The 21,994-nt window shown below is 66.8% G+C and carries 23 protein-coding genes; 10 read left to right on the top strand and 13 right to left on the bottom strand.

The features are described 5' to 3' along the window. Positions 1–261 precede the first annotated feature (261 nt). The gene (locus LI336_RS10580; protein ID WP_227133097.1) at positions 262–1,062 is read right to left on the bottom strand and encodes a TrmB family transcriptional regulator; all 801 of its coding nucleotides are present in this window, start codon (positions 1,060–1,062) and stop codon (positions 262–264) included. A gap of 388 nt (positions 1,063–1,450) precedes the next feature. Here LI336_RS10580 and LI336_RS10575 point away from each other — a divergent pair, with 388 nt between their 5' ends. Beyond that, positions 1,451–2,257, top strand: a complete 807-nt coding sequence (locus tag LI336_RS10575) for a TrmB family transcriptional regulator (RefSeq protein WP_227133096.1) — start codon at positions 1,451–1,453, stop codon at positions 2,255–2,257. A gap of 148 nt (positions 2,258–2,405) precedes the next feature. Here LI336_RS10575 and LI336_RS10570 read toward each other — a convergent pair whose 3' ends face one another. From LI336_RS10570 to LI336_RS10550, 5 genes are all read right to left on the bottom strand, one after another. Further along, positions 2,406–3,002, bottom strand: coding sequence for a hypothetical protein (locus LI336_RS10570; RefSeq protein WP_227133095.1), 597 nt, complete (start codon positions 3,000–3,002; stop codon positions 2,406–2,408). A 322-nt stretch (positions 3,003–3,324) separates the two neighbouring features. Beyond that, positions 3,325–4,155 (bottom strand): TrmB family transcriptional regulator, encoded by an 831-nt coding sequence (locus LI336_RS10565; protein ID WP_227133094.1) that lies wholly within the window; start codon positions 4,153–4,155, stop codon positions 3,325–3,327. Between the two features lie 424 nt (positions 4,156–4,579). After that, a complete protein-coding gene (locus LI336_RS10560; RefSeq protein ID WP_227133093.1) occupies positions 4,580–4,948 on the bottom strand; it encodes a DUF7344 domain-containing protein in 369 nt (122 codons plus the stop codon). A gap of 180 nt (positions 4,949–5,128) precedes the next feature. Next, positions 5,129–7,561 carry a DUF2309 domain-containing protein gene (locus tag LI336_RS10555; RefSeq protein ID WP_227133092.1) on the bottom strand — a complete coding sequence of 811 codons (2,433 nt, stop codon included), beginning with the start codon at positions 7,559–7,561 and terminating at the stop codon, positions 5,129–5,131. Then, positions 7,551–9,038 (bottom strand): proton-conducting transporter transmembrane domain-containing protein, encoded by a 1,488-nt coding sequence (locus LI336_RS10550; RefSeq protein WP_227133091.1) that lies wholly within the window; start codon positions 9,036–9,038, stop codon positions 7,551–7,553. The genes LI336_RS10555 and LI336_RS10550 overlap by 11 nt, the downstream gene beginning before the upstream one ends. Positions 9,039–9,364: 326 nt before the next feature. On the opposite strand from LI336_RS10550, the gene LI336_RS10545 reads away from it, so the two are divergent. Next, positions 9,365–10,381 carry an amidohydrolase family protein gene (locus LI336_RS10545; RefSeq protein ID WP_227133090.1) on the top strand — a complete coding sequence of 339 codons (1,017 nt, stop codon included), beginning with the start codon at positions 9,365–9,367 and terminating at the stop codon, positions 10,379–10,381. Positions 10,382–10,403: 22 nt separating this feature from the next. Here LI336_RS10545 and LI336_RS10540 read toward each other — a convergent pair whose 3' ends face one another. After that, a complete protein-coding gene (locus tag LI336_RS10540; protein ID WP_227133089.1) occupies positions 10,404–10,886 on the bottom strand; it encodes an Lrp/AsnC family transcriptional regulator in 483 nt (160 codons plus the stop codon). A 137-nt stretch (positions 10,887–11,023) separates the two neighbouring features. Continuing rightward, positions 11,024–11,995: a transcription initiation factor IIB gene (locus LI336_RS10535; protein WP_227133088.1), complete on the bottom strand. Its 972-nt coding sequence runs from the start codon at positions 11,993–11,995 to the stop codon at positions 11,024–11,026. 163 nt (positions 11,996–12,158) lie between these two features. On the opposite strand from LI336_RS10535, the gene LI336_RS10530 reads away from it, so the two are divergent. The 5 genes from LI336_RS10530 to LI336_RS10510 all read left to right on the top strand — a co-directional run bounded on the left by LI336_RS10530 (position 12,159) and on the right by LI336_RS10510 (position 14,482). Next, entirely contained in the window at positions 12,159–12,326 is a 168-nt protein-coding gene (locus tag LI336_RS10530) for a hypothetical protein (RefSeq protein WP_227133087.1), read from the top strand. Between the two features lie 204 nt (positions 12,327–12,530). Continuing rightward, on the top strand, positions 12,531–12,830 hold the full coding sequence (locus tag LI336_RS10525; RefSeq protein ID WP_227133086.1) for a HalOD1 output domain-containing protein: 300 nt from the start codon (positions 12,531–12,533) through the stop codon (positions 12,828–12,830). Positions 12,831–13,053: 223 nt separating this feature from the next. Continuing rightward, the gene (locus LI336_RS10520) at positions 13,054–13,443 is read left to right on the top strand and encodes a DUF7344 domain-containing protein (RefSeq protein WP_227133085.1); all 390 of its coding nucleotides are present in this window, start codon (positions 13,054–13,056) and stop codon (positions 13,441–13,443) included. An 81-nt stretch (positions 13,444–13,524) separates the two neighbouring features. Continuing rightward, complete coding sequence (locus tag LI336_RS10515; RefSeq protein WP_227133084.1) at positions 13,525–13,674, top strand: DUF7557 family protein; 150 nt, start codon at positions 13,525–13,527, stop codon at positions 13,672–13,674. 157 nt (positions 13,675–13,831) lie between these two features. Then, on the top strand, positions 13,832–14,482 hold the full coding sequence (locus LI336_RS10510; protein ID WP_227133083.1) for a hypothetical protein: 651 nt from the start codon (positions 13,832–13,834) through the stop codon (positions 14,480–14,482). 190 nt (positions 14,483–14,672) lie between these two features. On the opposite strand, the gene LI336_RS10505 is transcribed toward LI336_RS10510, so the two are convergent. The 3 genes from LI336_RS10505 to LI336_RS10495 all read right to left on the bottom strand — a co-directional run bounded on the left by LI336_RS10505 (position 14,673) and on the right by LI336_RS10495 (position 16,211). After that, positions 14,673–15,119 (bottom strand): universal stress protein, encoded by a 447-nt coding sequence (locus tag LI336_RS10505; protein WP_227133082.1) that lies wholly within the window; start codon positions 15,117–15,119, stop codon positions 14,673–14,675. 96 nt (positions 15,120–15,215) lie between these two features. Continuing rightward, complete coding sequence (locus tag LI336_RS10500) at positions 15,216–15,647, bottom strand: universal stress protein (RefSeq protein ID WP_227133081.1); 432 nt, start codon at positions 15,645–15,647, stop codon at positions 15,216–15,218. A gap of 216 nt (positions 15,648–15,863) precedes the next feature. Further along, positions 15,864–16,211 (bottom strand): DUF7344 domain-containing protein, encoded by a 348-nt coding sequence (locus LI336_RS10495; RefSeq protein WP_227133080.1) that lies wholly within the window; start codon positions 16,209–16,211, stop codon positions 15,864–15,866. 224 nt (positions 16,212–16,435) lie between these two features. On the opposite strand from LI336_RS10495, the gene LI336_RS10490 reads away from it, so the two are divergent. Further along, positions 16,436–19,456 (top strand): PAS domain S-box protein, encoded by a 3,021-nt coding sequence (locus LI336_RS10490; RefSeq protein ID WP_227133079.1) that lies wholly within the window; start codon positions 16,436–16,438, stop codon positions 19,454–19,456. A gap of 188 nt (positions 19,457–19,644) precedes the next feature. Next, positions 19,645–19,836 carry a hypothetical protein gene (locus LI336_RS10485; RefSeq protein WP_227133078.1) on the top strand — a complete coding sequence of 64 codons (192 nt, stop codon included), beginning with the start codon at positions 19,645–19,647 and terminating at the stop codon, positions 19,834–19,836. Positions 19,837–20,684: 848 nt separating this feature from the next. Here the strand turns inward: LI336_RS10485 and LI336_RS10480 are convergent. Next, a complete protein-coding gene (locus LI336_RS10480; RefSeq protein ID WP_227133077.1) occupies positions 20,685–20,963 on the bottom strand; it encodes a helix-turn-helix domain-containing protein in 279 nt (92 codons plus the stop codon). A 61-nt stretch (positions 20,964–21,024) separates the two neighbouring features. Between LI336_RS10480 and LI336_RS20510 the strand changes: the two genes are divergently transcribed. Next, positions 21,025–21,204 (top strand): DUF7563 family protein, encoded by a 180-nt coding sequence (locus tag LI336_RS20510; RefSeq protein ID WP_227133076.1) that lies wholly within the window; start codon positions 21,025–21,027, stop codon positions 21,202–21,204. Positions 21,205–21,243: 39 nt separating this feature from the next. Here the strand turns inward: LI336_RS20510 and LI336_RS10470 are convergent, their stop codons facing one another. Next, positions 21,244–21,795, bottom strand: a complete 552-nt coding sequence (locus LI336_RS10470) for a DUF7344 domain-containing protein (RefSeq protein WP_227133075.1) — start codon at positions 21,793–21,795, stop codon at positions 21,244–21,246. Positions 21,796–21,994: the final 199 nt, after the last annotated feature.

Here is a 21,994-nt window from a genome sequence, read left to right as displayed (position 1 = left end):
CAAGATCCATCTGTGCGAAACCGGAACAAGCAGCGACACGACGATCACGAACGTCTCCATCGTCGGACTGACCATCCCGTGGCCGGTCGCGGACAGCTGGCGGCGTCGCCACTCGGATACCGCGTGAACGAACGGGGAGTGGTGCTCTGGCTACCACCCGATTCCGTCTTCGACAGTGTGAACCAATCAGCTACCGTCGGGATGGACGATACCGCAGTTCGAAGGATGTCGCAGGCTCGTGCTCGTCGAGTACCGGGGTGCCTACTGGGGCGGGTCGGCGTGCTCCAGCCGCCACGTGAAGATCGCCTTCAGCACGACCACGAGACTGTTCGTCTCACCGCTCCCCCAGATGGCCGTCTCCGACGGTGGCTCCGTCGGAGCGGCATCGCTCCCGTTGACGAGTGCGCTCACGAGCGTCTGCGTCCCGTCGACCAGCATGAGTCGTCCCGCGGGCGTGTCAGACCAGACCCACAGCGATTCGAACAGTTCGGCGTCGGGAATCTCGGTCTGGATCTCGTCCTGGACGGGCGTGGAGACGCCACCGAGACTGATCGTCACGTCGCGCGCTGCAGCGTCACGTAACGCGTCGACGATGGCGTCGGTCAACAGGTCCTCGACGGTCATGTAGACGATCTCGTCCTCCGCACCGTCGATGAACTCTATCACGCGGTCCGTGACCGTCCCCTGGCCGTCGACCGTCCAGACGCCGGTTTGCTCCTCGCTCCGTCGAGCGGGTTCGAGTTCGTCGAGCGCTGTCGTCAGCGTCGACAGTCGGTGGTCCAGCTCCTTCTCGAATTTGCGAGAGGTGGTTTCGGGTGAGATGGCCCAGAACTCCTTTGGAGAGGACTGCTGCACGTCGACCAGACCGAGGTCGTGGAGTTCCTCGACCGCATCGTAGACCCGGGTTCGTGGGACGTCCGAGACCCCACTTACGTCCTTGGCAGTGCCCGTGCCCAGGGTGAGGAGGGCGACGAACGTCCGCGCAGCGTACGCACTGAGTCCGAACTGTTCGAGCTGTTCGATGGCGGCCGCGTGCGGGTCGTCGGTCGGGTCGATACTCATGATGAAGGGTGCGTGTTCCGGAAACCCAGCCACGGTGAGGTGGCCGGGGGCGGCACGCTTCGGGTCGTGGTTGGGACACTAGTTCCGAGGTTCGTGCCGGGTGAACCGTACGGGGCTGGCCAGTATAGTCCTTTTGTGATTAACTGAGTTAATCGCGAGAATGCGCTGCTGGTCGGACGACAGTCCAGGGTTTGGATAGTCCAAGAGTTGTGAGTGAGGGAGTAACAGCAAGAGTAGGACCGGTTCTGCAGGGTTACTGGCCGCCGGTTAGGCGAGTATAGCGAGTTCCATTCGGTTAATTGTCACGAGTGAGAGGTGACAATACCTATCCGGCCAGCGGTCGAACTTTCACGCAACTCCGGGCTACCCGGGTTACGAGTTGGGACACATGAGCACAGATGAGACATCGGAAGCGGCGATCGAGGTACTCCAGGAACTCGGCTTGAAAGAGTACGAGGCAAAGTGTTTCGTCGGGCTGTCACGCATCTCGACCGGAACGGCGAAACAGCTCAGCGAGATAACGGACGTGCCTCGGACGCGAGTCTACGACGCCGTCCGGTTGCTGGAAGCGCAGGGACTCGTCGAGGTCCAGCACACGAGCCCGCAGCGATTCCGGGCCGTCCCCATCGAGGAGGCGACCCAGACCCTCCGCGACCAGTACGAGGCACGCGTCGACCGGCTCGCGAACGCGCTCGAACGAGCTGACCCGGTCGAAGCGACGGACGAGGACGCGGTCCAGGAGGTCTGGTCGATGTCCGGGACGGACGCGATCGCGAACCGATCGAACCAGCTCATCAGGGATGCGACCGAGGAGGTCGTACTGGTCCTCGGCGATAGCTCGCTGCTGACCGAGGAGTTGGTCGACACCCTGAACGGACTCGACTCGGACGTCGAACTACTGATCGGCGCCGTGACCGAGTCCCTCGAGGGACAGATCCACGACGCAGTTCCGGATGCGACGACGTTCCTTTCGGGACTCGAGTGGCTGCGCAGCGTCGAGGGCCCGGGCGAGAACCTGGCGATCGGTCGGCTCCTGCTCGTCGATCGGTCGACGATTCTCGTCAGCACGATCGTTCCCAGCAGTCGCGAGGAGCAGGCGATCTTCGGTGGAGGATTCCGCAACGGCCTGATCGTGATCTCCCGGCGGTTGCTGGCCCAGGGCTTGCTCTCTCAACGCGACCCGAAGCAGGATTGAAGAGAGCCTGGTCCCTCGAACGCCGTGGGAGAGGATGCTACGGGGCCTGCTGAACGTGGCGGGCGAGAGCGCCGCACCGCGCGCTGTATCCGGCTGTTGTTCCAAGCGCGTACCCGGTTGGGTATTCCGAGCGCAGCTACGAGGGGTTCTACGAGCGACCGTCGAGGAGCGCGGTGTACCGTGTCAGGAGTGCCAGCGCGATGGCGATGCCGAGCGTCGGGTATTCGACGCTGACGACCGTCCACTTCAGCGTCTCGGCGGCGTTCGTGAGGTCGATGAGGACGGTCGCGTAGTCGTCGGGATTCGTGTAGATGAGGATGACGAAGAGGTTCTCCAGGGCGTCGAGGAGTCGAGAGAGGACCGTCAAGCTCATCCCGAGCTTCGGTACCAGGACGAGCGTGTCGTAGGCTGCCAGCGTCTTCATCGAGAGCGAATGCAGCGAGAAGAACAGGAGGAACCCGGCGAGGATGAAGACGTAGTCGAGGACCGACAGCAGTACCACGGCGTCGATGACCGGTTCGAACGCCTGGAGTATCGCGTCGACCTCCGCCCGACTCGTCGCGGCCTGCAGGTCCGTAGTGGAGTAACCGGACGTCTCGATGCGGCGAGTCACCGGAACGAACCCGAGAGCGATGGTGCCGACGAAGGTGACGAACGAGACGACCGCGACGGCACCGTGCGTCCGAGCGGAGAGCGCATCGGCATATCGGTCGAAGGGCCGAAAGAGCACAGTCAGCCAGTGCATACGAGGAGACAGACCGGGCGTACGTTTGCGTGCATCGATAGGTGGCGTTCGCGGTCGCGTCTCCCGAGCGAAACCGGCTGGCTGGAACGCGCTGTCGGTGACCCGGGCGACCCTGCTCGTCGGGGTCGTCGCCGGACTCGGCGCCATCCAGCAGGGTCGTAGTGTCTCCGAGCCCGCCGGCGAGGACCTCGTCACGGTCGTGGCAGTGCTGCCGCTCGAAGCGGCGGTGACGCTGGTGGCCGCCGCGGCACTCGCCACGGTCGGGGACACCTACGGGTATGCGGCTCCGTACACGTTCATCGTTCGCCGGTCCCTGGCGCCGTCACGGTTCGGAGTTTCTGGGTTCGTCCTTGAACAGCGACCCCGTCGCCATCAATCGCCGAACGATCGCGACGAGACCGTTGTCGAACCCCCGGCCGAACACGCCCTGTTCGTGCTCTCGACTGTCGGTCGACGATTCGGTGAACGAACTGACCAGTATCGCTTCGCGGTCGACCAGTAGCAGCCGACTGATCTCGGTGGTGTCCGAGGGGAGCGGGGACCGACTCAACCACTCCAGTTCCGAGACGAACACCTCCACCGCCGGGAGCACCTGCTGGATCTTGCCGCGGATCGCCTCGTCGGCGGTGCCGACGACGACGTCGACGCCGCGGTCCCGGGCCTCCTGGAGTCGTTCGACGAGCGCGTCCGTGAGGATGCTCTCGTGCCCGATGACGAGGAGTATCTCGTCGGTCGCGCCCTCGAGTAGTTGCTGTGTGCGACTCGTGATACCGTTCCCACCCGTTATCGACCACACCTCGTGCGTGACCTCGGTTTCGTCGTCGCCGTCTGTCGGTTCGAGGCCGCTCAACGCACTCCGGAGGGTCTCGGTCCGTTCGACGTACTCCGACTGGAGCGTGTTGACGGCCTCGTCGATGGTCACGGCGCGGAACACCTGTGGGTTCGAGTGCTGCGTCACGACGAGCCCCTTCGATTCCAGTACGCGGATCGCGTCGTACACGCGCGTCCGGGGGACGTCGGAGGTCTCGCTGATCTCCTTGGCTGTCCCGTGGTGTCGGCGCGTGAGTGCGACGAACGACTTTGCCTCGTACTCCTTGAGTCCGAGCTGTTGGAGTAGTTCGATCGCCTGTCCTTGGTTTGATACGTCGTCCATTGGTCCCAACCTCGACTACAACACCACCTTTCTCCCCCTGGGTGTTTAGTACGTCGCACCGAGAACGCGCGTTGTCACTCTAGTAATCACAAAATAGCGACCAGATTGCCGTCTCGGCCGCTTTCAGCGCGCGAACCCCAAGCAGAGTTTACTCACTTCATCACAGTACTTCTATGTGGGGGTAGGACAGATGATACGGTGGCGTGCAGGCGCAGAATTGGTCCCAACCTCTCTGTCGCTGCACGCCGGAAACCACCGATTCCGGTGGTTTTTCGACGCCGCAGACGTGCTAACTCGCCGAAACGACCGTCGCGCGCACGGAAGCGCTACGGAACCGGAACGCGCTCGCATTCTGGACGAAGTCGGCAGGACGTGCCTCGCGCTGCACGCCGCGCGTCGGTGGTCGTCAAGTAATGTGCCGTAGTCAAGCGGTGTCGGTCAAGGCGCCGTCGCGGTGCGCGTCGATGGCTGCGAGCAGGTTGCGGACGGGCCGGAACTGCTCTCCGCGGCGGACCGTCTCCTGCTGGGGGTCGTAGACTATCACGTCGCCGTCCCGTAACACGGGGATGTGGACGTGCAGGAGGTCGAGGACGGCATCGTCGAGGTCTCCCTCGTCGACCGTTCGACTCCCACGCGGAGTCGCCGCCGGTGATTCGCAGAGTGCCGCCGCGAGCTGGTCGACGGTCGTCTCGCGCTGGCGTTCTGCCAGCGTTCGGATGACCCGTCGTCGCTCCTCCTTGAGGAGTAGTCGAAGTGCCGCCTCGGTGGGGAGGTCCGAACTCGAGTCAGGCATCGGGCACTCTCCGATGGACGGACGGAGACCAGGAGTTGTAGAACATACGCTCCACGATAGCGCTCCCTGGGGAATATATTTGCTTTTAACCCGGATTCTCAAAGGGCGCGTCCGCGTCGCGAGAACGGGCGTCGACGGCCGAGGCGGTGGGGCGGAGCGGGCGGACGCGAGTGATGCCCGTCAGTCGTCTGCGACCGCGGACGCGTCCGGGCGCGCGTCGACCGTCGAGGCGTCCTCGAACGGCTCGGTCCACTCCAGGGCCTCGTCGTAGTGGAACGCGCGGTGGTCCTGCGTGGGGTCGACGACCGACAGCGACAGCCAGTCGTCGTCCAGGAGCCCCTGGAGGTGCTCGTGCGCGGCGAGCACGCTCGTGACGCGGTCGACTGGCGCGTGGACGACCACCGACAGGCGGAGCGGCTGATGGTGCGGGACGTCGTCCGCGGCCAGCAGCGACTGGAGCGGGAGGCCCGTCATGAGGTCGCCGCCGTTGCCCTGGTAGACGCCGACGTTCCCGACGGGGTTCTGCGTGACCTTCGACCCGCTGCCGTAGACGGCGTTGTCGACGGTCGAGAAGTAGTACTGGGTGTTGATCCACTGGGTGACGACCATCGGGCCGGTGAGGATGCTCTCGAGCGCGTCGCCGTCCGGGTCGGTCGAGTGGTCGTAGGAGTGCAGGAACGCGCGCCCGTCGAGGTCGACGTCGCTCGTGAGGTCGCGCGGCCCGACGACGAACGAGGCGTTCCCGGCGAGCCCCCACTCTGGGCGGGTCTCCGCCCAGTTTGCGGCGCGACGCTCGGTCTCGCGGACGCCACCGTTGGTGCCCATCGACGCGACGCGTTCGGCCGCGGCGCCCTCGCGCGCGACCTCGAGGTCGGCGCGTAGCGCGGCGAGGTCCTCGGCATGACTCTCGGGGACGGCGGCGTCGTAGAGCGTTATCTCGTCGGTCGTCGTGTTGTGCTCGGCCGCGACGAACACGGTGTCGTCGGGGACGTCAAACCCGCGGTCGCGGAGCGCCACCTTGACCTCGGGGTCGTTGCAGCTGGCGGCGAGGACGCGCGCGTTCGGCCCACCCGGGTTCCCGGCGCACGCGCCACAGTCGAGACTCGCCGCGTGCGGGTTGTTCGCCGTCTCGCTCGCGTGCCCCGTGAACACGACGAGGCGAGCGAACTCCTCCCAGCCCATGAGCTCGAACGCGCCGGCGGCGTACTCGACCTTCTCGTCGGGCGTCAGCCCCACGGGGAGGTCGCCCGCGTACGTGTGCTGGTGGTCGACGACGGGGTCGGTGAACTCGTGGACGTCCGGGACGCGGTCAGCGAGCGCGCCGAACGCGTCGCGGACGCGGTGCGGGACGAGCGTCCGCGCGGCGAGCGCGAGCCCGTAGCCGCTCCCGGCGGACTCGACGTACCCGTACGCGGTCGCGGCGTTCGCCTCGAGCGTCTCGACGACCTCGTCGGCGGCCGCGCACAGCCCCGTCAGGCCCTCGTACCGGTCGCGTGCGTCGTCGTCGGTCGCGTGGTCCGTGACGTGATGCTGCGGGTCGAGGATCGGCGGGCACGCGTCGACGGCGACGTCGGCGTCGTACCCCTCGTACCGCATCGGGACCCCGAAGAACCCGGCGTACCCGTGGGTCTCGTAGTCGCCGGCGGCTTCGACGTGGCGACGCACGACCTCCGAGCGCGTGTCGATACAGAACACGAGCTGTGCGTCCGGGCGGCCCGTCGGGTCGGCGTCGGCCATGGATTCGCTCGCGGCGGCGACCGAATCGACGACCTCGCCGCGGTACGTCGCCTCCCACGCCTCGAGGAACGCCTGCGCGATCCCGTCCGTGGGATGCGTCTCGGCGCGCTCGACGGTGGGTTCGACATCGTTCCCGAACGCGTCGTGGAGCGCGAGGCGCGCCGCGAGGTAGCCCTCGAGAGATATCGGGTGCGCCTCCTGCCACTCGCTGCCGCGCTCGGCGCGGTGCTTGACGAACCCCGTCCAGCCGGGGAGTGCGGCGAGTTGCTCCTCGAAGACGACCGGCCACTGGCTCTCCGGGTACGGCTCCAGGACGGCCGCGATGGTCTCGATGGGGTCCGCCGGGAGGTCGGTGACGATGCCGTCGTCCGGGACGGCGCCGTCGTGCGCGACGACCCCGCGGAACGCGCTGTAGAACCCGGCGTCGCGGTTCGGCATCGACCAGTGCGCGCTCCCCTCCTCGAGGAACGCCGACAGCCACTTCGACAGCACGCGGTCGACGCGCGCCGACGCGTCGGCCGCATCCGTCGTACCCGCCGCGGTGCCGTCCTCGCCGCCGTCGGTCACGCGAGCCGTCTCCTCGGTCATGCGGTCGAGCAACGCCTCGGGGTCGGCGTCGTAGCCGGCGTCGGCGAGCGCCGATTCCAGGCGCTCGCGGTCTATCTGGCCGGCGTCGAGCGCCCGCCGGAAGGTATCGGCGCTCGGGTACCCGCGGCCGCCGAGGAGCGTCGCTGCTTGCGCGACGGCGTCCTCGAACGGCTGGTTCTCGAACCCGGCGAGCGGGTTCGCGGTGACGAACGAGTGGATCGGCCACAGGGAGCCGACCACGTCCGCGGCGTCGTCGATGCGGTCCTGGATGGTGCTGTCAGTACTCATTATAATCCTCCGTTGCGGTGAGCAGGGTGTCCGAGTCCGGTTGGGTGGCGTTCAGGAGCGCGACGTAGAGCCGGCGACTGTGCTCGTGGACGCCGGTCTCGATGCCGACGTAGATGCCGACGAAGAGAACGGCGATGACGACGTGGATCGCGGTCAGTTCGGTCGTCACGGCGCCGATGGCGAGGAGCCCCGAGATCGCCTCGTAGACGACGGTGTATACGAGGATGGCGGGGAAGAACACGAGCGGGACGGCCGCGTAGCGCGCCGTCGGCGAGAGCGACGCGTGGTTCACGGCGCTGCGGGCGGCGTGCAGCGTGGTGAACGTGACGAAGAACGTCAGCAGGAGGCCGCTGTCGACCGCGGTGCCCTTCCCGGTGAGGACCGCGAAGAGCGCGCCGCCGGCGAGACCGGTCAGGATGGCGACGGTCGCGCCGACGACGCTCGGGAGCCGGCCGACGGTGTGCGGCGTCGCCTCGCTGGGCGTGGTGTGCTCGACCTGTTCGCCGGCGCTGAGGAACTGGTAGGCCTTGTAGAAGCCGTGGAGCACGAGGTGCGTTATGGCGGCGGCGAAGAACCCGAGCCCGACCTGCATGAGCATGAACCCCATCTGGCCGACCGTCGAACTCCCGAGCTTGCCCTTGACGTCCGGCTGGACGGACTTCAGGAGCTTCCCGGCGATGGCGCTCGCGCCGCCGACGGCGACGATGGCGTACATCACGGCGGCCTCGACCGTCAGGACGGGCGCGAACCGGACGAGGAGGATGCCGCCGGCGTTGACGAACCCGGCGTGCATGAGCGCGGACGCGGGCGTCGGTGCGGTCATCGACGACAGCAGCCACTTCTGGAAGGGGACGAGCGCGGACTGTATCATCGCGGCGAGCACGAGCGCGCCGGCGGCGAGCAGCCACGCGGGACCGCTCATGGCGGCGGTGGCGTCGGTGATGCCGGTGATGGTGGTCGCGTCGGTCGTCCACCAGAGCGCCGCGAGTGCGACGCCGAGGAGTGCGCTGCTGGCGAGGAAGTACCGGCGAGCGACCGCGGCCGCGGCCTGGGCCTGCGGCCAGCCGTCGACGGTCCCGATGAGCGCCGCCATCAGGAGGCCCATCGCAAGCCAGAGGCCGCCGAACAGGACGACGTGGTCGGCCGCGACGAGCGCCATCACGACCAGCGTGAACGCGAACACGGTCGCGAAGAACGTCGACTCGTGATGGCTCCCGGCCATGTAGCGCCGCGAGTAGCTGTGGACGACGCCGCTGAAGAACGTGACGACGACCCACATGAGGACGGTCAGCCCGTCCACGGCGACGAGCCCGCCGAGCTCCCAGGCGCCGTCGAGTCGGATCCAGGCGACGAGCGCGCCGACGCTCGCCGCGAACAGTGCCCAGACGAGCCACGTTGCTGCGACGGGCACGAGCGGCGAATCGGCCGTCGTGTCCGGGAGCGCTCCGACCGTCGTCCGCGAGTTAGATCCTGCCATCGTTCGTGGTGACGACCGGCCCGGGCGTCGGAGCAGCCCCGGCGACCGAACCGGTCGTTCTTGGAGCACTATGAAACGAATTGTCTATTAAATCTATCTATATTCCCAAAACGTTCGCAATATCCTCACGAAAGAACATTACGTTTTCACCGAAAGAGCGAGGTGGCCCCTCGGAACGCCGGCAGGAGGCGCCCACGGCCCCCGGAACGCGGGTGCACCGACACCACTCCTTGCCCTGAATCCCTCTCCAGACCATCATAGTACTACCGAATCGTTCGCTATTCGCCGTCCAAAAACCATTTCGTGAAGAAGGGCGAGGGGTGTGCATGGAAGAACTCACGGGGACGATCCTCGCTGGCGAAACGTTCGAACCGATACGCGGCCGAGTCGTCGTCGACGACGACCGCATCGAAGCCGTCGAGGAGACCGACACCGACTCGACGGACATAGTCGTCCCCGCGTTCGTCAACGCGCACACGCACCTGGGCGACTCGGTCGCGAAGGACGCCGCCGTCGGCCTCTCGCTCGAGGAAGCCGTCGCCCCCCCAGAGAGCCGCAAACACCGTCGACTGGCCGCCGCCGACCACGACGAACTCGTCACCGCGATGCGACGGACGCTCCGGTTCATGCGCGACACCGGGACGGCCGCCACGCTCGACTTCCGCGAGAACGGCGTCCCCGGCGCACGCGCCCTCCGCGAAGCAGCCGACCCGCTCGACGTCCACGCGTTCGTCTTCGGCAGCGACGACCCGTCCGTCCTCGACGTCGCCGACGGCTACGGTGCCTCCGGCGCGAACGACGACGACTTCGCCGCCGAACGCGACGCCTGCCGCGAACGCGACCGTCCGTTCGCCATCCACGCCGGCGAACCCGACGCGACCGACATCCACCCGGCGCTCGACCTCGACCCCGACCTCCTCGTACACATGGTGCACGCCGAGGACGAACACCTCGACCGCGTCGCCGACCAGTCCGTCCCCATCGTCGTCTGTCCACGAGCGAACGCCGTCCTCGACGTCGGCGAAGCACCGCTCCCCGACCTCCGCGCCCACACCACGGTCGCCCTCGGCACGGACAACGTCATGCTGAACGCGCCGTCGATGTTCCGCGAGATGGCGTACGCCGCGAAGCGCTTCGACGTCCCCGACCGAGCGATCCTCGAGATGGCGACGACGGCCGGCGCCGAGATCGCCGACCTCGACTGCGGCGTCGTCGAACCCGGCCGCCGCGCCGCACTCCTCGTCCTCGACGGCGACTCCGACAACCTCGCCGGAACCACCGACCCACTGTCCGCGGTCGTGCGACGCGCGACCGAACGCGACGTCGACCGCGTCCTCCTCTAGACCGCCGTCGAACCAGTAGCCGCTAGGATTCCTCTCCGCCAGGGTCCGTATCGAACCGACCGAACGGCGTCGTCTCGTGACTCCGAACCAGCACCTCGTCCGCGACCGTCAACCCCATCTCCAGGAGCTCCTGCGCGACCGGCGTGATGTCGCTATCGGACTCGCCGACCGCAGTGACGAGGAGGTTCTGCTCGCCAGTCACCAGCTCCTGCACGGACACAACCCCTTCTATCTCCAGGATGTCCCCGATGAGACCGCCTCGCTCGGGTATCGACGCAGTACAGAACAACAGCATCCTGAGTGGATGCCCCGACTTCTGGTAGTCGACCTTCGCCTCGTACCCCTTGACGACGCCGCTGGACTCGAGGCGCTGGATGCGCTTTCGGACCGTGCTGTCCGACGTCCCCGTCCGCTCCGCGATGTCCCCCGAGGACATGTTCCGCGCATCCTCCTGGAGGGCGTGCAGGATCGCTCTGTCAACGTCGTCGATGTCCACGTCGTCCATACCCGTGACTCCGAGACAGGGGTCCTTTATTCTTCGACATTACGCGAGTCGGCTCGCCCGCAACGCCGACCCAGAGGACGGCTCTCGTCAGTAGATCCGACAGCGACCACTGCCCGCGGCGGCCGACCCGGCGGGCGCTAGTGGATGCCCATCGCTTCGATCTGCTCCTGGTAGCGGTTCCGGATGGTGACCTCGGTGACCTGTGCGACGTCGGCGACCTCGCGCTGGGTCTTCTTCTCGTTACAGAGCAGGCTCGCGGCGTAGATGGCTGCCGCGGCGAACCCCGTCGGCGACTTCCCCGAGAGCAGGCCCTTCTCGGTGGTGACGTCGATTATCTCGTTGGCCTTCATCTTCACCTCCTCGCTCACCTCGAGCTCCGAGCAGAACCGCGGCACGTACTCCTTCGGGTCGACCGGCTCCATCTTCAACCCGAGTTCCTTGGAGACGTACCGGTACGTGCGACCGATCTCCTTCTGCTCGACGCGGGACACCTCCGCGACCTCTTCGAGACTCCGGGGGATGCCCTCCTGTCGGCACGCGGCGTACAGGCACGCGGTCGCGACGCCCTCGATGGAGCGCCCGCGGATGAGGTCCTCGCTGAGCGCTCGGCGGTAGATGACGGACGCGACCTCCCGGACCGACCGTGGGACGCCGAGCGCGCTCGCCATCCGGTCGACCTCGCTGAGCGCGAACTGGAGGTTGCGCTCGCCCGCGTCCTTCGTCCGGATGCGCTCCTGCCACTTCCGCAAACGCTGCATCTGGCTGCGTTTCTCCGAGGAGATGGAGCGCCCGTAGGCGTCCTTGTCCTTCCAGTCGATCTGCGTCGTCAACCCCTTGTCGTGCATCGTCTGCGTTGTCGGGGCGCCGACGCGGCTCTTGCTCTCTCGTTCACCGTGATTGAACGCGCGCCACTCCGGGCCACGGTCTATCATGTCCTCTTCCAGAACCAGCCCGCAGTCGTCGCAGACGAGTTCGTCTCCGTCCCCGCTCGTGACGAGTCGCTCGGAGTTGCACTCTGGGCACGTCTCCGTCTCCGACTCGTCGGTTTGTTGCTCGTCCGAACTGGCGACTGATTCCTTTGTTCCTCGTTCTCGATTCAGACGAGCCATCGGATTCTGTTGCCGTCTAGCCGTTCGCGACATTTATATGTGTGGGCGTGACCGCTGCGGTCGGGCCGGCGAGCGCCAGGTGCGAACTCGTCCCTCGGACTTGACGAGCCGTCCGCGTCGTCGGGCGCGCGTCGGTCGCTCCGGCGGCACCCGGACGTGGTACGTGACGCCCGAACCGGTACTCGTCACGTTCGTTCTCGGGTTCGTCGTCGACGCGCACGCTCGCACCATCCCGCACCACCCACGGGGACCGGGGCTCCGCGAGGCCGACGCATCGTCGTTACCTGACGACCGGACGTCCCAGTCCCTCCGCGAATCGCTGCAACCCTGACCCAGCCGTAGTGGTGGTACGTAGTCCGATACGATGTGCTCTCCAGGCACTAGCTCGGATAGTCGCCGTATACTTATACCAGGATACAGCCTCCTCTCACCGTCTAACGAGAGCATCGACCGGTGACGAGGGCGACTCGTCGACTGGGCTCGAGCGACGCGGTCCGAGTGTTCGGATCGCGTGTCGTAGGGAGATTGCAATACCGTGTATCACTACACCAACGAAGAGAAGGGCTGGACCGTAGACGCCGTCGACGAACCGAGTTCGCTGACGGCCGGGACCGAGTGGCGGAAGGTCCCCAGCATGGCGGTCGTGGAGACCGTCGCCGCGGCGACCGACCGCTCGCAGCTCGACCTCCCGCCGCTACAGGAGTCCATCGAAGCGGATGCGCTCGACGACCTCCTCACGGCACCTTCGGTATCCGTCGTCTACGTCTCTTTCCAGTACGCGGGAACGACGGTGACGATCGCCAGCGACCGCTCTATCATCGTCGACGTACAGTGAGCGACTGAACGCCGACGTCCCGCGAGCGACTGGTGGTCGCGGCCGCCAGCGGGGCGTGAGTCCATCTGTCTCTCGGCGTCTGTTCCGGCACGTCGTCTGGTTCCAGGCGGTTCGGGTGAACGGGCGTGGAGTGGACGCTCGGGCCGACGTCCTCGCGTCTCCGCGCCGTCGTTCGCTTGAACGAGGACACCGATTTATTACCATTGGTTGCGTGTGTGCTGGTATGGATGAGGACGACTCCGACACCCCACAGACCGGCGGGAGCGGAGGGTGCTCACCGAGCGGCGGTCTCGACGCCGAGACGCATCGCGCGCTCGGGTCGACAGTGAGACGCCGCGTCCTCGACCTCGTCCTCGACGACCCACGCGAGTGGTCGCGGGGAGAACTCGCGACGGAGCTCGTCGAGTGGGACCGGACCGCGACGGGAGCGTCCGCGCAGCCACCGAGCCGAGACCACCTCCTGCTCGTCCTCCATCACGACCACCTGCCGCGGCTCGACGACGCGGGCCTGCTCTCGTACGACCCCGAGGACGGTATCGTCTCGCCGGAACCCGTCGACGACGCGGTGGTGCGCGCCGTCCGTCAGGCGACCGACCACGAGGACGACGACTGACTCGCGCGGGTTCGGGACAGCAGGCCGGAGGCGACTGAACTTATTTCTCCTCGCCGACCGTATCTCTCGTTGGTTGGTACCATGCCACGAACGATAGAACTCGACGACGAACTGGCCGAACGACTCGACAGACACCTCGAGGAGGACGAGACCATCCCCGAGCTCATCGCCGAACTCGTCTCGATGTACGAGACGGATGGGACATTCCTCCAGGAAGGATACAGCGAGTGACGCGGAGGGCTCCATGCGTCGACCACGTCAGGTCACGGGCCGCCACGCCCCCTCGTTCCCGTTCACCCCCAGGTGTTCGCGCCCGGAGCCGCTCGCCACTCTCGACGCGCGAGATTCAACGCCCTGCTTGATACGCCCTAACCGCGTCTAGGAGCATATGAGCGGGAATGCCGACGCACCCGAGCGAACCGACGGCGACCGCCGCCGTGGAGCGCACGGCTCGGCGAACCGCGAAGAACGTACTGCGACGGACCGCGAAGAACGTACTGCGACGAACAGTGAAGCGTCTGCGGCCGCGGCCGGGGGCGTCTTCCATCCGGCGTACGGGCCGGTCGATGCCGTGCTCGGCTACGTGCTGTTCTACGTCGTGGTCGAACGCGTGACGCCGGCAGTCGTCGACGTCGTGACCGACGCGTTCCCCGGGATCAGCCAGAGCACGGTGACGTTCGGACTGGCTGCGCTCATCTGGGTCGCCCTCGGGCTGACCGTCGTCGACCAGGTCGGTCGACAGGTCGCGGCGTTCAGGGGGCGAACCGACGAGACCCTCTGGGCTCGCATCCCCTCGGAGACGGAGGCGACCGTGGCGTCGCTGGCCGTCGTGGTCGGCGGAGCGCTCGCAGCGTCCACGTTCACGGCCGCGATGGCGACGCTCCCCGACGCGGTGCGCGCGCTCGCAACGTTCGACGTGGCCGGGGTCGTCGCGCTGGACGTCGTGACCCTCGCCACGTTCTTCGTGTCGTACGCCGCCGCCACCTGGGGCGCCGACAGACTACTCGTCGGCGGGATGCGAGTCCTCTGGACGGAATGAGGCGCGTTGCCTGCAATCGACGCCCCGTCGAGAGCCGTCGCGGTGACGGGGCGGGCAGAGCGAGAACCACGCGCAGTCGAAAGACGAGCGAGTGCGCGAGTAAGTGAATTAGTGAGCGAGTGAGTTAGTGGATGAGTAAGTGGCCAGGTAAGCGAGGTAGTAGGTGAGGAAGTGAGCGAGTGGTTGCCGGTCAGCGGACGACGGTGACCGGGCAGGACGCGCGCTCGACGAGGTTCTTCGCGACGCTCCCGAGGACGCGCTCGGCGCGTTCGCTCTTCCCGGTCGTGCCGACGAAGACGCCGTCGGCGTCCACGTCCGCGGCGTAGGACGCGACCTCCGAGGCGGGGTTCCCGTAGAGGAGTTCCGTGTCGACCGAGAGCCCGAGGGCTTCGGCTTCGGCCATGGACTCCTCGAGGATGCGCGCGCCGCGGTCCTCGGCGTCGCGAACGGTCGAGACGAGGAGGTCGTCCGCTTCGCTCACGTCCGAGAGTGGTTCGCTGGCGGTGCTCGCGTACACGTCGGGGTCCACGACGTGCACGAGCGTCACGTGGTCGCGGTCGGCGTCGACGAGCGACGCCGCGTATTCGATCGCTCTGTCACCGGCTGCCGACCCGTCGGTCGCGATGAGGAATCGCATACCTGTAAGAACGACGGCAGAGGCCATAATGTTGCGCGTGCCTACCAGTCGGTGAGAACGACCAGTACTCGACGCGAGCGCTTCCGTCGAACTCGGTCAGGGGGTGCTGTCGACGGGTTCGGTGGCGACGACGACCTCGCAGTCGGCGGCGTCCGCGACGCGGCGGCCGACGCCACCGAGGTGGTGGTCGTGGTCACCGTGTTCGCCCACGAAGACGACGTCAGCGCCGACGTCGTCCGCGTAGTCGAGGATGACGTCCACGGGAACGCCGTGCTTCACCGCGGTCTCGACGGGGACGTCCCGCTCCCGTGCGGTTTCCGCGACGTCGTCGACGAACCGGTGCCCGCGGTCCTCCGCCTCGATGGTCGACAGCTCGCCGGTACTCAGCCCGGGTTCGGCGTGCACTCGACGGTCGACGACGCAGAGACAGTGGAGGGTCCCATCGCGCGCTCTTGCCTCCTCGAGCGCGCGGTTGGCGGCGTGGTGCCCGTGCTCGCTCCCGTCGACGGCTAGCAATACTGTGGACATGCCGCCACGTAGGGCACTCGCGGACCTAACTGTAACCGACGGTTCCAGTGCACAGTATACCACTACCGCGTCGTATTGTTGACCTATACGTCCGGTCGCGGAGCGACCGCGTCCGCGGCGGTCCTCTCGGGCCCGTCGACGTTGCTGCCCCTGGCCTCGTTGACGCGGTCGGTTCGCTCGACGACCGTCTCGGCGGCCGACGGCTGATGCCAGCGGTTACGGCGAGAGCGCGGTCGAGTTCCGGACGGGGTCGACGCGGTTCGTCGTCGCGTCGTACTCTACGATGCCGGCGTCCTCGAGCCGCGGCAGGTGATGGTGATGGAGTTCGATCTCGAACGCACGCCGGTGCGCGTCCGCGTCGACGGTCGTCGGCGCGCACGCCAGTGCGACCTCGCTGGCGAGTTCCGACAGGTGTATCGGGGTGGTCCTGTCGGCGAGTACCCCGATCAGTGCCCGTCGGTCCGAGTTCGAGAGCAGGGAGTGCCGTTCGTCGGGTCCGAGATGTCCGAGGAACGTACCGTCGTGGGCACGGTCACGCGACCATCCGTATGAGTTGTCGGTCATAGTCGTTCAGGCGGGTCGACTCCCCCCTATAATCCAGTATTACTACCGGCGTTGCTAAGTCTCGCCTAGAACATTGTAGGTCCGTCGGCGGAGAGTGATGCGGAGGTGCCGCAAGTGCGTGCTGAGGGTTGCATTCTAGTCGGTTACCAGATTATAGCCAGTTGTCCACGGACGGTTGCCTCCGCCGGCGGAGTGTTGAAGTGGATACGGGGCGTGATAGCGATATGCCTTCCATCACGCCGGCGCTCGCGGAGACGCTCTCGGTCCTCGAGGGGGCCGGGGAACCGCTTTCGACGACCGAAGTGAGCGACGAGCTCGGCGTCGGTCGGCGAAGCACGTACGACCGACTGGACAGGTTGAGCGACGCCGGGCACGTCCGGACGAAGTCCGTCGGGGCGAGCGCTCGAATCTGGTGGACGGCGCGAGCAACGGACCAGACCTCGACAGCGACGGGTGTCGACGATGCGGCTGCGAGTGACTCCGGCGTCGGAGAGACGGGGACGGTTGCGGTCGAGTCGGCGTCGGAATCGACGGTCCCCGGGCCGTCGCTCGACGCCGCGGTCGACGACGCGTCGGTCGGCATCCTGACGTTCAGCGGGGACGGACGCGTCGGGTTCGCGTCCGCGACGTTCCGCTCGCACCTCGGGTTCGAGGACGCGGACCCGAGCTCGAACCCGACGCGCGAGACCCTCGAACGCGTCGCGCTCGTGAGCGAGGGGAACGAACGCGTTGAAGACCCGGTCGGTGACGTCTGGACGGACGTTCGAGACGGGCAGCGTCGCGTCCGCGTCGAGGACGCCGAGCGGTGGCTGGCGGTCACCGTCCGCCCGACGGCGGCGGGCGGCGTGGTCGCGACGACGCGCGACGTGACGCGACAGGTCGACTGGGAGTCCGAGCTGTCGAACGCGTACGCGGCCGCCGAGCAGGAGCTCGCCGCGTTCCGGTCGCGCGCCGTCGACGGGTTCGCGACCGTGGACGCGACCGGGTACGTCGTGGACGTCGGCGACCGGTTCGCGCGGATCGTCTGCGGCGTCGAGGGCGAGCGGACCGTGCTCTTCGACCAGCACGTCGACACGGCGTTCGCCGAGACGCCCGAGGCGAAGCAAGCAGTGACGGAGTGCCTCGACACCGAGACCACGGTCAGCGTCGAGGAGGCAATCGGGTTCGACGACAGGTGGTTCGACCTCGAAGCCGTCCCGACCGACCACGGGGTCGCCGTCCACCTCCGGGACGTCACGGACCACGTGGTTCGCGAGCGCGAGCTTCGCCGGTACGCGAGCCTCGTCGACGCGCTCGGCGAACCGGTCTACGAGCTCGACGAACACGGTGATTTCACGTTCGTGAACGACGCGGCCGTGGAAGCGTCCGGGTACTCTCGGGCGGAGCTCCTCGGGTCGCACGTCTCCATCGGGATGAGCGACGACGCGGTCGCGACCGTCGCCCAGCAGCTCGCCGACGTGCTGGACGCGGACGAACCCGGGCGACTACGCGCCGAGTACGAGGTGCAGCCGAAGGGCGGCGACCCGTATCCCGTCGAGAACCGGTTCGCGGTGCTCACGGACGACGACGGACGGATGACCGGGACCGCGGGCGTCCTCCGGGACATCTCCGACCGCTGGGAGCGAGAGCGCGAGCTCGAGACGTACGAGCGGATCGTCGAGACGGTCGAGGACGGCATCTACGTGCTCGACGACGAGAACCGGTTCAGGTTCGTGAACGAGGCGTTCGCGTCCCTCCTCGGGGTCTCCGTGGACGACGTCGTCGGAGCGTCGGCACGGGACGTCCTTCACGACGCGTTCGTCGAGAAAGCCGAGCGTGCGCTCGCCTCGACGGACGACGGCGACCGCGACACGGGCCGGTTCGAGGGGACGGTTCGTGCGACGACCGACGAGACGTTCGTTGCCGACGTCCAGGTGTCCGCGTTCGGGTTCGAGGACGGCTGCGGTCGCGTCGGCGTGCTCCGGGACGTCACCGAGCGCGTGAACCGCGAGCGCAAGATCGAGAGTCAGCGTGCGAGACTCGAGGCGTTGAACGAGATGAACGCGCTCGTTCGGGACGTCGCGTCCGCGGCCGTCGAGGGGTCGACGCGCGAGGACATCGAGGCACTCGTCTGCGAGGAACTCGCCGCCTCGTCGTCGTACTCGTTCGCGTGGATCGGTGGCGTGGAGTCGTACGACGGCACGGTCACGCTCCGGACCGAGGCGGGCGTCGAGGGCTACCTGTCCGGGGTGACGGTCACGACGGACCCGTCGGACCCGCGGAGTCACGGCCCGGTCGGGCGTGCGTTCCGCGAACGCACCGTGCAGACCGTGCAGGACGCGGCGAGCGACCCGCGATACGAGCCGTGGCTCGGACTCGTCGAGCGACACGGGTTCCGGTCCGCGGCAGCGATACCGATCACGTACGAGGGCGCGCTCTACGGGGTGCTGAGCGTGCACGCGGACCGCGAGAACGCGTTCGCTGGCGAGGAGCGCGCGGTCGTCGAACGTATCGGCGAGTTCGTCGGGCACGCTATCGCTGCGGTGGAGCGAAAGCGCGCGTTGACGAGCGAGGAGGTCGTGGAGTTGGAGTACCGGGTCGAAGCCATCTACGACGAGTTCGCGGTGGACGTCGACCCGGGCGGTCGGATCGCGTTCGAGGAGACGGTGCGAGTGGGCGACGACGAACTCCTCGTCTACGGGACGGTGACGGACGATGCGCGGGACGCGCTCGAGGGACTCGTGGACGCGTTCGAGGGATGGCGGTCGGTGACGGTCGTCGGCTCGGCGAACGAGGACGGCGTGTCGAGGTTCGAGTTGCGAACCGGGAGATCGCCGGTGTACATGCAGGTGATGGGGAGTGGCGGGTACATCGAGCGGGCGACGATCGAGGACGGCGAGTCCCGTATCGTCATGCACGTGCCGCCGGAGACGGACGTGCGGGCGGTGACGACCGCGGTCGTCGAGTCGTATCCGGGCGCGGAGCTCGTCTCGAAGCGCCAGTTCTCGCGCCCGATGGAGTCGATGACCGCGTTACAGCGGCAGGTCGAGGAGCTGTTGACCGAACGTCAGCGTGCGGTGCTCGAGGCGGCGTTCTACGGGGGGTTCTTCGAGTGGCCGCGGACGGTGAGCGGGAAGGAGGTGGCGTCGTCGCTCGGCGTCGCGCCGCCGACGTTCAGCCAGCACATCCGGAAGGCGGAGCGGAAGATATTCGCACTCCTCCTGGAGAACGGTCGTCGCGTCGACGACGCCGGCGCTCCCGACTGAGCGCGACGCCGACGTGCTTCGTGTCGTCAATCCGATGTGTTTCGGTACCGTTCGTCGTCGGCCGGCCACGGTAGCATCGTCCTGCCGGAGAATCTGGGTCTTGGTACCGTTTCACAGGGAGACCTTACGCTTGTAGTTGCTGACGTATGGAACCACTTACTAACGGTGTCGTACGCCAATAGTTACCTATGGTGGAACGACTGACTGAAGACGAGATGCGTCGAATCCAGGCCTTCGCTGCGACACCCGCGTACGCGCGAAAGCCAGAACAACTCCTCCCGGAAGGCGCCGAGCCGGATTCGACCGACGAGAGCGAGGAGAACGAGCGCCGCCTGGCGAGCCCGTTCCCGAACGGCGGCCGTCACCGCCGCCCTCGCTGACTCCTCGGCCCCCTTTCCTCGCCCACGTGACCCTCGTTGACTCCTCGGCCCTCTTTCCTCGCCCACGTGACCCTCGTTGACTCCTCGGCCCTCTTTCCTCGCCCACGTGACCCTCGTTGACTCCTCGGCCCTCTTTCCTCGCCCACGTGACCCTCGTTGACTCCTCGGCCCTCTTTCCTCGCCCACGTGACCCTCGTTGACTCCTCGGCCCTCTTTCCTCGCCCACGTGACCCTCGTTGACTCCTCGGCCCTCTTTCCTCGCCCACGTGACCCTCGTTGACTCCTCGGCCCTCTTTCCTCGCCCATGCGACCCTCGCGGACTCGTCAGGCCACTCTCCTCGCCCATGAGACCCTCGTTGACTCGTCAGGCCGCTCTCCTCGCCCACGTCTCCGGTTCGTGCTCGTCGACGCTGTGTCAGGTGGTCGTCGTCGCGCTGATACTCACACTTCTCGGCGGGACGGTTCCCCCGCACCGCGGCTGAAGTGTGTAGTCCCGGGGGCTGGAGCGCGAAGACTCGACCACCAGGCGCTCTCGGAGCACTGCCGCCAACACCACGACGAGGTCAGACCGGAGCGCGAGCAACGGACGTCGATCGAGAGATGCAAGCCTGGAACGCGGGAGTCGTCGAGTGACCTGCGAGGTGTCCGAGTGAACAGCGTTAGGCCTCACGCATGCGCAAGCGTGTACCGACGTGAGCGCGAACGCCGGTCGGCGCCACGAACAGCGTGGGCGTCGGTCAGCGGCAGTGTGTCGTTTGACATCGTCGTAACGACGGGGCCACGTCGGTGGGGCGACTACTGGACGTAGGCCATCGCCGAGGAAGAGGGGCGGGGTTGGTCGCGTACGGTCACTCTGCGAGGTTCTGGGACTGCATCTCCTTCCAGATACGCTCGCCTTTCTCGGTGATCCCGTAGACCCGGCCCTTCCGGCGGTTCTCGGGGACGAGGAGCTCGACGAGGTCGCGCTCGCCGAGTTCCCGGAGTGCACGAGAGACGTGCGTGATCGCGATGTCTTCGTCGTTCGCGATCTGCGAGGGCGTCGCAGGACCCTGATTGAGGCGTCGAAGGACGGTAACGCGATAGTTCGAGCTGATGACGAATCCGATCGCGTTCCACTCGTCGCTCATCCTACCAACCTCGTAGTGCTCGAATAACAATGCCACAGCACTGAGTGGGTCAAATTGTACCATGGACGACCTTCGTTCCACTCCGGGTCAGCAGGACGGAACGTGCGCGAACTGCGGCCGGCACGTCTCGGCGAGCTACGTGCGGGTCTTCGGCGATAATACCGGGACCCTGCATCGGTGCTCGACGTGCTCGACGGTGAGCGACGTGATGGACGGCCGGGGAAGCGGCCTGGATAGTTAACTGCGCTGTCCACCTGTTTCTGTAACTTCGATTGTTGTTTCATGAGTTTTCCTCGACGGGGGCATCTTCGACGATCGGACGGCCGCGGTCACGGGCCACGTAGTGCGCCGCCGACAGGACGGCGAACGCCAGGACGACGATGACGCCGGCGACCGCTTCCGGCAGTACGTCCAGGAGCGGCACGCCCACGGCCACGCCCGCATAGAACGCCGCAGAGACGAACGCGAGAATCGCGTAGTACCGATGCCAGGGTCGTTCGTCGTCGGACTCGGGCATGTACCGCTCGATCTCGCTCGCTCGGTCAGAGAGCTCGATGAGTCCCGACTCCGAGTCGTACTCGATGAGGTTCGTGGACACGAGCTTCGGGACGTGCGTCTGATAGACCGAGACGTACACGCGTTTGGATTGCTTGTCGGTGAGTTCCTCGACCGGCGTGTCGTTCTCCCATGCTGCGATCTCGTTCGCGAGATCCATGAGGTCGACCGGGCCGTCGTGCTCGTGGAGGTACGAGAGCATGAACCGCCGTCTCGAGTTACTGAGTATCTCGAAGACGGTATCCTGCGTTAACTCACCTCCTTCGGATTCTGACATCGGTTTTGGATTCACCGGGAGTTGTTCTGCATGCGATTACCTCCTACCACGACGGTTGGACCCTTTGTTAAGTTCCGAATAGTCGAGGTAGGACGCTGGTACTTCAGGGCGGCCGTGATGCGTCGCGCCGACGGTCCGGAATCGAGCGCCGCGAAGCCATCAGCGGCCTGTGGCAGGCTGACCGAACTCCCCCCCGTTC

It is taken from the genome of Halorubellus salinus (assembly GCF_020567525.1).
GTDB lineage: Archaea > Halobacteriota > Halobacteria > Halobacteriales > Natrialbaceae > Halorubellus > Halorubellus salinus.
Note: the sequence above shows the minus strand (reverse complement) of the source record. Positions and strands in the feature narration are given on the sequence as shown.